At 44.7% G+C, this 13,123-nt stretch carries 10 protein-coding genes; 8 read left to right on the top strand and 2 right to left on the bottom strand.

Annotation, left to right across the window (positions count from 1 at the left end; genetic code table 11):
• Positions 1-9 precede the first annotated feature (9 nt).
• The 5 genes from nuoJ to nuoN are packed head-to-tail and all read left to right on the top strand — an operon-like array spanning position 10 to position 5,703.
• Positions 10-555 carry an NADH-quinone oxidoreductase subunit J gene (gene nuoJ / locus SLS51_RS09710; RefSeq protein ID WP_323837772.1) on the top strand — a complete coding sequence of 182 codons (546 nt, stop codon included), beginning with the start codon at positions 10-12 and terminating at the stop codon, positions 553-555.
• Positions 552-854 carry an NADH-quinone oxidoreductase subunit NuoK gene (nuoK, locus tag SLS51_RS09705; RefSeq protein WP_015833671.1) on the top strand — a complete coding sequence of 101 codons (303 nt, stop codon included), beginning with the start codon at positions 552-554 and terminating at the stop codon, positions 852-854. Before nuoJ ends, nuoK begins: the two co-directional genes overlap by 4 nt.
• Positions 851-2,698, top strand: a complete 1,848-nt coding sequence (gene nuoL, locus SLS51_RS09700) for an NADH-quinone oxidoreductase subunit L (RefSeq protein ID WP_323837769.1) — start codon at positions 851-853, stop codon at positions 2,696-2,698. Before nuoK ends, nuoL begins: the two co-directional genes overlap by 4 nt.
• A 20-nt stretch (positions 2,699-2,718) precedes the next feature.
• Complete coding sequence (gene nuoM, locus SLS51_RS09695; protein ID WP_323837767.1) at positions 2,719-4,239, top strand: NADH-quinone oxidoreductase subunit M; 1,521 nt, start codon at positions 2,719-2,721, stop codon at positions 4,237-4,239.
• A gap of 6 nt (positions 4,240-4,245) precedes the next feature.
• Positions 4,246-5,703 (top strand): NADH-quinone oxidoreductase subunit NuoN, encoded by a 1,458-nt coding sequence (gene nuoN / locus SLS51_RS09690; protein WP_323837765.1) that lies wholly within the window; start codon positions 4,246-4,248, stop codon positions 5,701-5,703.
• A gap of 182 nt (positions 5,704-5,885) precedes the next feature.
• Here nuoN and SLS51_RS09685 read toward each other — a convergent pair whose 3' ends face one another.
• Together SLS51_RS09685 and SLS51_RS09680 are read right to left on the bottom strand one after the other, a co-directional pair.
• Positions 5,886-6,947, bottom strand: a complete 1,062-nt coding sequence (locus SLS51_RS09685) for an alpha-xenorhabdolysin family binary toxin subunit B (protein ID WP_323837763.1) — start codon at positions 6,945-6,947, stop codon at positions 5,886-5,888.
• Positions 6,948-6,992: 45 nt separating this feature from the next.
• A complete protein-coding gene (locus tag SLS51_RS09680; RefSeq protein WP_439126863.1) occupies positions 6,993-8,219 on the bottom strand; it encodes an alpha-xenorhabdolysin family binary toxin subunit A in 1,227 nt (408 codons plus the stop codon).
• A gap of 1,016 nt (positions 8,220-9,235) precedes the next feature.
• Between SLS51_RS09680 and menF the strand changes: the two genes are divergently transcribed.
• From menF to menH, 3 genes are all read left to right on the top strand, one after another.
• Positions 9,236-10,555: an isochorismate synthase MenF gene (gene menF, locus SLS51_RS09675; RefSeq protein WP_323837758.1), complete on the top strand. Its 1,320-nt coding sequence runs from the start codon at positions 9,236-9,238 to the stop codon at positions 10,553-10,555.
• 105 nt (positions 10,556-10,660) lie between these two features.
• Positions 10,661-12,355 carry a 2-succinyl-5-enolpyruvyl-6-hydroxy-3-cyclohexene-1-carboxylic-acid synthase gene (gene menD, locus SLS51_RS09670; RefSeq protein WP_323837757.1) on the top strand — a complete coding sequence of 565 codons (1,695 nt, stop codon included), beginning with the start codon at positions 10,661-10,663 and terminating at the stop codon, positions 12,353-12,355.
• Positions 12,352-13,122, top strand: a complete 771-nt coding sequence (menH, locus tag SLS51_RS09665; protein ID WP_323837855.1) for a 2-succinyl-6-hydroxy-2,4-cyclohexadiene-1-carboxylate synthase — start codon at positions 12,352-12,354, stop codon at positions 13,120-13,122. The genes menD and menH overlap by 4 nt, the downstream gene beginning before the upstream one ends.
• Position 13,123 lies beyond the last annotated feature (1 nt).

Raw genomic sequence — 13,123 nt, 5'->3', positions numbered from 1 at the left:
GCGAGATTCATGGAATTTACGTTTTATACCGCTGGGCTGATTGCCATCTTGGCAACCATCAGGGTAATTACCCATACCAATCCGATACATGCGCTTTTGTATCTGATCGTTTCTCTGCTGGCGCTTTCAGCGGTGTTTTTCTCGCTGGGCGCTTATTTTGCCGGTGCGCTGGAGATCATCGTTTATGCCGGGGCCATTATGGTGCTGTTCGTTTTCGTGGTGATGATGCTTAACCTTGGCAAATCTGTTGTTGAACAGGAGCGTGTTTGGTTGAAACCGCGGACGTGGATTGGTCCGGGAATACTGTCAACAGTGCTGCTTGTTGTGCTGGTGTATACCATTATCAATGTTTCTCATGGCGATATTGCTGACAATATCACGGGTGAAGTTGTCAGTGCCAAAGAAGTGGGTATCAGTTTGTTTGGTCCGTATGTATTGGCCGTTGAGCTGGCTTCTTTGCTATTACTTGCCGGTATGGTGGTGGCGTATCACATTGGCCGTGAACACAAACAGGGTGAAGTGCTCAGCAACCGAAATGCGGAGGAACGACCATGATACCTCTTCAACATGGACTGATTTTGGCGGCAATTCTATTTGTGTTGGGCCTGACCGGGCTCATCATCCGCCGTAATCTGTTGTTTATGTTAATTGGGCTCGAAGTGATGATTAATGCTGCGGCTCTGGCTTTTGTTGTGGTAGGCAGTTATTGGGGTCAGCCAGATGGTCAAGTGATGTTTATTTTGGCTATCAGCTTGGCGGCAGCAGAGGCGAGTATTGGCTTGGCGCTGTTATTACAGCTCTATCGTCGTCGCCAGAATCTGAATATTGATATAGTCAGTGAGATGCGCGGATGAACTTACTCTATTTAACAATTCTGCTGCCACTGCTGGGATTTTTGCTGTTGGCATTTTCCCGTGGCCGCTGGTCTGAAAATACATCAGCTACCATCGGGATTAGTTCGGTTGGTTTGGCTGCGTTGGTTACCTTGTGGGTAGCTATCGATTTCAACAGTCAGAATGGTGCGGGTGATCTGGTTTACAGTCAGAACCTGTGGAACTGGATGGAAGTTGGGAATTTCAGTATCCCGTTCACTCTGGTTCTTGATGGTTTATCGCTTACCATGTTGAGTGTGGTAACGGGTGTTGGTTTCCTGATCCATATGTATGCCTCATGGTATATGCGTGGTGAGGAGGGTTATTCCCGTTTCTTCGCTTATACCAACCTGTTTATTGCCAGCATGGTGATACTGGTTCTGGCAGACAACATGATGCTGATGTATCTCGGTTGGGAAGGTGTAGGGCTGTGCAGTTATTTGCTGATTGGCTTCTACTATACTAATCCGGCGAATGGTGCCGCAGCAATGAAAGCCTTTGTCGTTACCCGTGTGGGTGACGTCTTCCTGGCTATCGGCATGTTCATTCTGTATGACAATCTGGGAACGTTGAACTTCCGCGAGTTGGCGATTTTAGCGCCACAGCATCTGGAAGCCGGTTCTTCGGTGATTACTTGGGCGACTCTGATGTTATTAGGGGGAGCAGTAGGTAAATCAGCCCAGTTGCCGTTACAAACTTGGTTGGCCGATGCGATGGCCGGTCCAACGCCAGTTTCTGCGCTGATTCATGCGGCAACGATGGTAACCGCCGGGGTCTACTTAGTTGCGCGCAGCCACGGCCTATTCTTGATGGCGCCAGAAATCCTACAATTGGTTGGCACAATCGGTGCTGTCACGCTGGTGTTGGCAGGTTTTGCCGCGTTAGTACAAACCGATATTAAGCGTGTATTGGCTTACTCGACCATGAGCCAGATTGGTTACATGTTCTTGGCGTTGGGGGTTCAGGCGTGGGATGCGGCAATCTTCCACCTGATGACTCACGCTTTCTTTAAGGCGCTGTTGTTCCTGGCATCGGGTTCCGTCATCTTGGCTTGTCACCACGAGCAGAATATTTTCAAAATGGGAGGATTGCGTAAATCCATTCCGTTGGTTTATGCCTGCTTCCTGGTGGGTGGCGCGGCGTTATCAGCGTTGCCAATTGTCACTGCGGGTTTCTACAGTAAAGATGAAATTCTGTGGGGAGCAATGTCACATGGTCATATCAACCTTATGCTGGCTGGTCTGGCGGGTGCATTTATGACCTCTTTGTATACCTTCCGCATGATTTTCATTGTATTCCACGGTGAGGCGAAAACAAAAGCCCATCCTGTTAAAGGTATTACCCATCACCTGCCGTTACTGGTATTGCTGGTGCTTTCCACCTTTGTGGGTGCACTGATTGTGCCGCCATTGGCGGGTGTGTTGCCGGGAAGCCATACAACGGATCACACAGGCAAAATGACCTTGGAAGTGGTTTCTGGTGTGATCGCTGTGGCGGGTATTTTGCTGGCAATGGCACTGTATTTGGGTAAACGTCAGTTGGTGAATGGTGTGGCACAAAGTGCTCCGGGGCGTTTCTTCTCCGTATGGTGGTTTAATGCTTGGGGTTTTGATGTTCTCTATGACTGGGTATTTGTTAAACCGTTCAAGAACATTACACATGTATTGCGAAACGATCCGCTAAATTCACTGATGAATATTCCTGCGGTGTTATCACGCTGGAGTAACAAAGGTCTTAGCCTGAGTGAAAATGGACAGGTCCGTTGGTACGTTGCCTCTATGGGGTTGGGTGCAGTGCTGGTTTTAGCTCTGCTGCTACTGGTTTAATTTAAGGGATACATTGCGCCATGCTATTACCTTGGCTAATTCTTATGCCCTTCATCGGTGGCCTGTTGAGTTGGCAGGCTGAACGCTTCGGTACCCGTGTACCGCGTTGGATCGCGTTAATTTCGATGGGGTTGACTCTGGTGCTCTCTCTGCAACTGTGGTTGCAGGGGGACTACACCTTGGCGAATCCTGAAGGGATCCCACAATGGCAAGAGGAATTTGTTATGCCGTGGATCCCACGTTTTGGCATCAGTATTCACCTTGCTCTGGATGGCTTGTCACTGCTGATGGTGGTGTTGACCGCACTACTGGGGCTGATGGCTATTCTCTGTTCATGGACGGAAAATCAGCCATATCAAGGCTTTTTCCACTTGAACCTGCTGTGGATCCTTGGTGGTGTGATGGGGGTGTTCCTCGCTATCGACATGTTCCTGTTCTTCTTCTTCTGGGAAATGATGTTGGTGCCGATGTACTTCCTGATTGCGCTGTGGGGGCACAGAGGCTCAGGCGGTAAGACTCGTATCACCGCGGCGACCAAGTTTTTCATTTACACTCAGGCGAGTGGCTTGGTGATGTTAATTGCGATTATGGCGCTGGTACTGGTTCACTATAACGGAACAGGCGAGTGGACATTCAGCTATGAAAAACTGCTGAATACCCCTATGTCTCACACCGTTCAATACTTGCTGATGCTCGGTTTCTTCATTGCTTTTGCTGTAAAAATGCCAGTTGTGCCGTTACATGGATGGTTGCCTGATGCGCACAGTCAGGCACCAACAGCGGGTTCTGTTGACCTGGCGGGTATCTTGCTGAAAACCGCGGGTTATGGCCTGTTGCGTTTTGCTTTGCCACTGTTCCCGGAAGCTTCTCATGAGTTCACACCGATTGCGATGTGGTTCGGTGTGCTTGGGATCTTCTATGGCGCATGGATGGCATTCAGCCAGACAGATATCAAACGCTTGATTGCTTATACCAGTATCTCTCATATGGGGTTTGTGTTAATCGCGATCTATTCTGGCAGCCAGCTTGCTTACCAAGGGGCAATTATTCAGATGATTGCTCATGGTCTGTCGGCCGCAGGTCTGTTTATTCTCTGTGGGCAGCTTTATGAGCGCTTACATACCCGTGATATGAATCTCATGGGCGGCTTGTGGAAACGTGTGCAGTTCTTGCCTGCGTTATCGCTCTCCTTTGCTGTTGCGACACTGGGGATGCCGGGGACCGGTAACTTCGTCGGTGAATTTATGATCCTGTTTGGTAGTTTTAGTGAATTTCCGTTAATTATAACGATTTCTGTGTTTGGTCTGGTTTTTGCCTCTGTCTATGCCCTGTATATGATGCAGCGTGCTTACTACGGTGAATCAAAATCAGATGAACCACTAAGACGAATGGATGTGCGAGAAGTATCCATTGTAATGGTGCTGTTGATATTACTGGTGGTGATGGGTTTTTACCCACAACCTATCCTTGATACTTCAGCGGCAGCGATGGATAACATCCAGACCTGGTATTCAGCTTCAATTTCAACTACAAGGCCGTAATTCGCCATGACAATAACTCCTCAACAACTGATCGCGCTGTTACCGCTGTTGATCGTCGGATTGACGGTAGTCGTTGTGATGCTGTCCATTGCGTGGCGACGCGATCACTTTATTAATACCACTCTGACCGTGATAGGTTTGAATCTGGCTCTGCTGTCTCTCTATTTTGTCGGACAGCAAGAAGCGATGGATGTCACCCCACTGGTTCATGTGGATCGCTATGCTATGCTCTATATCGGTCTCGTGCTGGTTGCGAGCTTGGCAACGACGACTTTCGCCTATTCCTGGTTAGAAAATTATCCAGATAACAAGGAAGAGTTCTATTTGCTGGTGCTAATTGCGACAGTGGGCGGGATTCTTCTGGCTTGTGCAAACCACTTGGCATCATTGTTTATCGGTATTGAGTTATTAACTTTGCCGCTGTTTGGTTTGATTGGTTATGCATATCGTCAGAAACGCTCTCTGGAAGCGGCTATCAAGTATATGCTGCTGTCTGCGGCAGCCTCTTCTTTCATGCTGTTTGGTATCGCGTTGTTATATGCGGAATCAGGCGATCTCTCTTTTGCCGCACTGGGGCATCGTTTGTCTGACAGCTATATCTATCAACCTTTGATACTGTCAGGCTTGGGTATGCTGGTTGTTGGCCTTGGCTTCAAATTATCACTGGTACCTTTCCATCTCTGGACACCGGATGTTTATCAGGGAGCGCCTGCTCCGGTCTCTACCTTTCTGGCAACAGCCAGTAAGATAGCGATTTTCGCAGTAGTAGTGCGTTTGTTTGTTGAAGCACCAATGGCGGATAGTGAAGCACTGCGTACGGTATTAACCGTTATTGCGATTGCCTCTATGCTGTTCGGTAACTTGATGGCGCTGACCCAGACAAATATCAAACGTCTGCTTGGTTACTCTTCTATTGCTCACCTGGGTTATCTGCTGGTGGCGCTGGTGGCGGTACAGAACCACCAGCTTTCAGAAGAAACGGTCGGTATCTATCTGGTAGGTTATCTGTTTAGCAGTATCGGTGCATTTGGTGTTGTTAGCCTCATGTCCAGCCCATATAAAGGGCCGGATGCAGATTCCCTCTACTCATACCGTGGCCTGTTTTGGCATAAACCTATTCTGTCTGCGGTGATGACGGTGATGATGTTATCACTGGCGGGGATCCCAATGACGTTCGGTTTTATTGGTAAATTCTACGTCATTGTGTTGGGTGTGAAAGCGGAACTGTGGTGGCTGACGGGTGCCGTGGTGGTGGGTAGTGCTATCGGCCTGTATTACTATCTACGGGTCATGGTCAGTTTGTACCTGCCTGCGCCGAAAGCGCTTAATCGTGACACACCAAGGAACTGGGCATCGACTGCCGGCGGGATGGTTGTTCTGATTTCCGCATTATTGGTATTAGCGCTAGGTATCTGGCCTCAACCGTTGATTGATGTGATACAGCAAGCGAAAATTATTCTCTAAATAGCCAGTTGGTTGTGACCAATTATTTGGAATATAAAAACCCGGTAAGATTATCCTTACCGGGTTATTGCAAATTATTGATAGCGATCTCTTCTCCCTGAACTGTACTTCATACCTGTTTTATTCGCTTATGGTACTAAATATCTTGTATTGCCTGATGAAGAGTTGGGAGCAAGCCGCATTTATTTCAGCAGAATCCCGCTGTATTGCGATTCCAGATTGTTAAGGTAGTTTAGCTGATCGTGTATGAACTTAGTCAGGTTTTGCTGACGGGTTTGATCATCTATGGTCTCCTGTAATTGATTGGCAAAGATGTTCCATACTTGCTCCAGTTTAGTTGCCTGGAGTAATAGGGTGGTGCGTTCTTTGTCGATTTGATGCACATATTCTATACCGACTATCCGTTGTTCTACGCTTTTTAATTGGGTTTTTAAGTCGTCGCCATCTTTGGTTAATTGAGCGATTTGTTGATCCAATTTGATCCTGGCATCAGCTAGCTCAACATATTTTAGTCCTGTGGAGATGTTGCTCAGAATCTTTTTGGTGATTTCAATTCCTTGTTTGATCGCCTGTTTGATAAGTTCTTTTTTAGGGCTAGCCAGATTCAGTTTGTCCAGTTCACTGGTATTGGGAATATAGTCCTTAAACATATCGGCCAAATTATATTGACGGATAATGTTTTGACTTTCGATGAGCTTGTCGCGATCTGGGATTAATTTGGCTTTATCCTGCGCTTTCTGCGTGATATCAGCTTGCAGTTCTTCTTTTCTTTCCTGCTCTTCTTTCAGGCGCTCTTCCAGACGTTCTAAAATAACGACATTACGAACATTGGCAATTTTGGCGGCCATTATGTTGGCTTCTTCATGTAAGCTGGAAATGATGTTTTTAACATCTTTATTCAGATTGCTTACCTGCTCTGAACGTGCTTCCAACAGGGTATTTCGTGTCTCGTCATCCAATTCTGAATTTTCCAGCGCAGTATCGATTTCGATGATGGTCTGGAAATAGTCTTGAGGCAGGTGTTGTCTCAGGGCAGTTTGTAGTTGAGGTACAGAGGCGCGAGCGGCTTCGTCGATATCACGACTGTATAAGCTTACTCGCAGAGTTTTTTCCCGGATGATTTCAATGCCTGATTTTTGCTGGTGCGTTAAACTCCAGATGTTTTTCACCGCTTGACTCAAAGTTTTTACACTAATTTCTGGATAAGTGATAGTTTTCTGAGGGAAAGTAATGATTTCAGTCATTTTAAGACTCCTTTTTTCTATAATCCTATGTAATACGAGGAACGATTAGTTATAGCGATGTTGGTATTCTTTCAATGCTTCATCGAAAACCCTGACTAATTGTTTAGCGGAACCTTCCACCTCTTTCCAAGGGTTTATGACTTGCTGGAATTTAGTGATAAAAGAGGTCAGGTTCAGTGCATCGTTAATTTGGGTGAATTTATCTTTAGAAGCATTGATCTGGGTCAGCATGGATTGCCACATGTAATCTAAATGGTTCAGCGCCACTTCTGCATCCAATAAGCGGGTATCAATGTCGCTAAAATCAAGGGATAAACCAGTAATAGATTTTTGTAATGCGCGTTTACCTTTGATGCTCTCTTCCAGGCTGCGTACTTCTTCGATCAGCATGTTTTTACGTTTTCGTACTTCTTCTGCCTTGGAACCAAAAATGCCGCCAGTAATAATGAGGCCGATCAGTCCCCCTACGATACCGGAGAAAGCCAAGCCTACGAATCTATCGTAGTCTTTCTTGAGTTGGACAATTTCCTCTTTTTTCTCAGTGATCTTATCGTCCAGCTCTCCGATACTGACCGACATCTTATTGTCTTTCATCAGCTTTCGCTTATTTTCGACTTGTGGTTGTAAGCCTAGAGCAATGCTGCCGTTTGACAATCTGCCGCCAATCATCTTTAACTTGAAATCGGATACTTCGGTTTTGACCTTTTTAGTTTTCTCACGCTGTTTTTCAATATCATTTTTCATGGTGTCAAGGATTTCCTCTAGAGCAAATGATACTTCTCTGTCTTCATGAGTGTAGGTGATCTGGGCGAGTTGTCTCTCCGATATTTCTCCTAATCTCCTTTTTATGCGTGTGATAATTGGCATTTCATTAATGATGCTAATGATATTCTCACCTGTTTCGGTGATTTGTTTGCCAATAATTTCCAGGTCTATGCTCTGTTGCAGAATATCGTTTTCCACATCGCTCCAGCTAAGCGAGTGGGTGCGGATTTCTTCAAACAAAGTGTGAATATCTTCTGGTTCTAATCCGGCAATATCGATCTTTTGGTAATCCAAGTAGTGCTCCACTTCCTTAAGATTAAAAGGGAGTGATAGACCTTTTTTAACATACAGTTTGATATTAATCAGGTCTTCTTTGGTAAATATTCCTCCGGGGCGTGCAACACCTTCTTGTTTACCAGTCAGTAATTGCAAGGTAGCCGAGGGAATATCTGTTTCGTTCAGTGTTTTTTCTGCAGGGAGTTGAGCTAATAACATATATTTCTCCATTAATTGTTCTTGCTTTATTGAAAAATTATTAAATACATCAAGGCACAACCGAACGTCATAATACTCATATTGTTAAATTAACGTTGTGTTTTTTATTGAATAATCTGAATTAAAAATACATATATTTACATGATTAATTGTTGTAAAAATAGTTTAATTCATGAGTTTTATTAAATAATTGTCTACATTTTTATCAATCTTAAATGAAATTATTTATGATTTTTGTATATCTAATATATGAAATTAAATAGTATGAATTTTTATTATTTTAGTGATGAAATGTAAAATCAATCTTTTGTCTTTCTTGTTTATATAGTTTGAAATTTCATTTTTTAATTGATATTAAGATGATAAATATAAAATATTTTAATGTTATCTTTATGAAAATTCATTTTAAAACAATTAGTTATGTTATTTTTGTGATGTGACGATTATATAATTTATATATTATTAATTTAAAAGATAGGTAATGTGGTTTTTTTATCAAGAATAAATTAGATGTTTTTTGTTTTGTCATTTATGGTATGTTTAAAAAATAGATGGAATAGCATCCTATTTTCCTTGTGTCATTGAATAAAGTTTTTATTATTTTTAGATTTATATTTAATTAAAGTCTTAATTGTTCATGTGATGGTTTAAATAACAAATAAGAAGGTGTTTTTTATAATTCTATTTAGCTATTCTGGGAATAATATCTGTTTTTTATAGGGATATTTTCATAGAGGAATAAATATTTATTCCGTTGTTTATAATAACGGTATTTATTTAGTAAATTTTTCGTAGTAAGTAAAAGAGTCGTTTTTTTATAAATTGCATCGTGAAAATTGATTATGCGGATGAACTTAATATTCATTATCTGAAGGATAAAGCTTCTGATTTAGCGTATTTCAGTATTGGGATAAGAGCATGTCGCTAACGGAATCGAACAAGCATAACTACATAAATAATCAGGGCTTTAATTATTATTAATGCCCCGTATAATCCTACTTTCTATCATGTCTTTTGAGGCGGAAGTGGTGAATCAAATTGCTAATGTTGTCGCTGATGTATGCAACACACTGAATAATAAACAAGTTAGCGAAGTTGGTATTCAACAGATTTCATTTCCTCTGCCAGCAGGTTGCAGCACTTACTGGCTGGAATGGCTGGCAGCGCAGTCTCATTATCCGCAGTTCTATTGGCATCACAGAGAGGGCCATGAAGAAGTCGCTGCTTGTGGGCAAATTCATCTTTTCAGTGATATGGCTTTAGCCGAAAATTTTTTGCAGAGAAACCGCCAGTTTCCACGGATACGGATCTGGGGGCTGAATGCTTGGGATCGGATTCAACCAGCCCGTATTACGCAATCCGAAGCAGGGGAAGCGGGTTATCTGTTTTTGCCCCGGATCGAATTACGTCGCTACCGTGACGAAAGCTGGTTGTATTTGAATATAGCTGGCCGACAGGATATGAGGAATGCACAGGAATTTCTGCGACAGTTAGTCCCGCATCAGGAATTCTCTGCGTTACAGGCGGTGGTAGTGAACGCGGAGAATGTGCCGGAACGCGCCCGGTGGTGTGATTTGATTGAGCAGGCTTTGCACACTATCACCCATCGTAAGATGGAGAAGGTAGTGATGGCGCGTAAGACGCAACTCGAACTGAGTGAATCTTTAGCGGCTGCACAGTTTATGGCAGCGAGTCGCCAGATAAATCACCGTTGTTATCATTTTATGCTCGCTTTTAATCAGCATGAGGCATTTTTGGCGTCTTCACCAGAACGGCTTTACCTCCGTAAGCAGACTCAGCTTTATACAGAGGCGCTGGCGGGGACGGTTGCCAATTCTGATGATGCTCAGCAAGCCGAAAAATTGGGGCAATGGTTGCTCGGTGATAAAAAAAATCAGCATGAAAACCTGCTCGTTGTTGATGATATTTGCCAGCGTCTTCAAGGCGCTGTGGTTTCTGTCGATGTTGCTCCGCCAGATGTGATTCGTTTGCGAAAAGTTCAGCATTTGCGCCGCCGAATTCAGGGAAAACTAAAGAGTGCCAGTGATAGTGATTGCTTGCATCGTTTACAACCAACGGCCGCGGTTGCTGGATTACCTCGTGAAGCGGCGCGTGATTTTATTCGTGATAGCGAGTTATTCAGTCGTGATTGGTATGCAGGGTCCGCAGGATATCTTTCCTGTGAACAGAGTGAGTTTGCGGTTTCACTACGTTGCGCGCAAATTAACAACAATTTACTTTCATTGTATGCCGGTGCGGGGATTGTGATGGGGTCTGATCCACAACAGGAGTGGATAGAGATAGAGAATAAAGCTGCCGGGTTGCGCACTTTGCTGAAAGGTGAATGAAAACAATCTCCGATTAAATGGCAATTCATTGAACTAGGATAAAGAAATAATTATCGGTGCCGTTAGGCTAATAGCCAGCTTTTATAGAAATTCTTTGAGTAAACTATGTCAAACAGCGCATTTAACCGCCGCTGGGCGGAACTTTTATTGGAAGCACTGACTCGCCACGGATTACGTCATGTTTGCATTGCACCCGGTTCACGCTCTACGCCTTTGACAATCGCTGCCGCAGCAAATAACAAACTGATTTGTCATACTCATTTTGACGAACGTGGATTGGGACATCTGGCACTGGGATTATCCAAAGCAAGCAGAGAGCCGGTTGCCGTTATCGTTACTTCTGGAACCGCAGTGGCAAATCTCTATCCTTCATTAATTGAAGCCAGTTTAACGGGTGAACGAATGGTTTTCCTTACCGCTGATCGGCCACCAGAATTGATGGATTGTGGCGCGAATCAGGCTATTCGTCAAAATGGTATTTTTGCTTCTCATCCATGCCAAACCATTTCTTTACCGAGGCCGACCGTAGATATAGCGGCAAGCTGGCTGGTTTCTGTCATAGATCATAGTATGGCGAATTTGCGACATGGCGCCGTGCATATTAATTGCCCATTTGCCGAACCCTTATATGGTAATGAAGAGCCTGCTTATGATGAGTGGCAGCAGCAGTTAGGCGATTGGTGGAAAAGTAAAACACCTTGGCTGAGCCAGCCAGTCGCTAATGTTGTGGCAGAAGTACCGGATTGGGACTGTTGGCAACAGAAAAAAGGCGTTGTATTGGCTGGTCGAATGAGTGCCGAAGAGGGAGTTAATGTTGCTAAATGGGCAAAGGCATTGGGCTGGCCGCTGATTGGCAATGTGCTTTCACAAACTGGACAGCCACTGCCTTGTGCCGATTTATGGTTGGATAATCCTCATGTGCAGGAGATTTTAGCGCAAGCGCAACTGATAGTGCAGTTTGGTTCCAGCCTGATAGGGAAACGCGTGTTACAGTGGCAGGCGAAATGCCAGCCGCAGGAGTTTTGGATTATTGATCCGATACCAGGCCGGCTTGATCCTGCCAATCATCGTGGCAAAAAATTGACCTGTCATATTGCTGACTGGTTATTGGCTCATCCCGCACAGCCGCGTATACCGTGGGCACAATCGTGTACATTGTGGGCAGAAGAGCTTATCGTCTGGTCAGAAAAAGCCGTTAACTGCGTCAGAACTGAATTGGCTGGGAAATTTGGTGAAGCAACGGTGGCCTATCGATTGCGTGAATTACTGCCTGAACGCGGGCAGTTGTTTGTCGGTAACAGCCTGATTATTCGTTTGATCGATGCGCTGGGGCAATTACCGGCGGGATATCCGGTTTACAGTAACCGGGGCGCTAGCGGCATTGATGGGTTAATTTCCACTGCGGCAGGTGTGCAACGGGCAACGGCAAAGCCTACTTTGGCGGTTATCGGTGATTTATCGGCGCTTTATGATCTCAATAGTTTGGCTCTGTTGCGTCATCCTTCCGCTCCAATGGTATTCATTGTGGTAAATAATAACGGCGGGCAAATTTTCTCTTTACTACCCACACAGGAAGAAGCAAGGCAGCGTTTTTACTGTATGCCTCAATACGTTAATTTTGATCATGCTGCGGCGATGTTTGGCTTGAAGTATGCCAGCCCACAAAATTGGACGGAATTGCAACAAAGTATTGAACAGGCATGGCAACAAAATGAAACCACACTGATTGAGCTAACAGTGCCGGATAGAGAAGGGGCGGAGTGTTTGCAACAACTGTTAAAACAGGTGGCTATGTTGTGAACCTCGCTTGTCGTAAGTTCAATGGTCACAATAACCGCCCTTGGCTGGTGTGGTTGCATGGATTATTGGGCTGTGGCGACGAATGGTTGCCGCTAGTGAATCTGTGTGCTCAGCATCCTTCATTGGTCATCGATCTACCTGGCCACGGTGATTCCTCAAAGGTACAGATAAAAGATTTCGCCGATATGAGCCGTCTTCTATCTGAAACGTTAAGAGAACAGCAAATTGATCAATATTGGTTGATGGGTTACTCCTTGGGTGGACGCATTGCCATGCATCATGCTTGTTATGGTGATAATCAGGGATTATGCGGATTGCTGGTTGAAGGGGGAAATCCTGGGTTGTTTTCTCAACAGGAGCGGAATAATCGTCTTGATCACGATAGAAATTGGGCCAGACGTTTTCGTTCTCAGCCGATTGAACAGGTTTTATCTGATTGGTATCAGCAGCCGGTTTTTTCTGATCTATTACCTGCACAGCGTCAGCAACTGATCAAAGTACGTCACCGTAATAATGGCGATGGTGTGGCTGATATGCTGGAAAATACCTCACTTGGACATCAACCTTGGTTAGTACCGGTATTGCAACAACTGACGTTACCTTTTGCTTATCTGTGTGGCGAAAATGATAAGAAATTCCAACAATTGGCAAAACGTTGCGCTTTGCCGCTGCAAACTATTCCACATGTTGGGCATAATGCTCACCGAGCGAACCCGGCGGCGTTTGCTGCGGTCGTAAACCATTTTTTATCACTCTTTAATGTATAGG

Source organism: Photorhabdus africana (assembly GCF_035181445.1).
GTDB classification, from domain to species: Bacteria; Pseudomonadota; Gammaproteobacteria; order Enterobacterales; family Enterobacteriaceae; genus Photorhabdus; species Photorhabdus laumondii.
The sequence above is the reverse complement of the archived record's forward strand: the minus strand, read 5'-3'. Positions and strand labels throughout refer to the sequence as shown.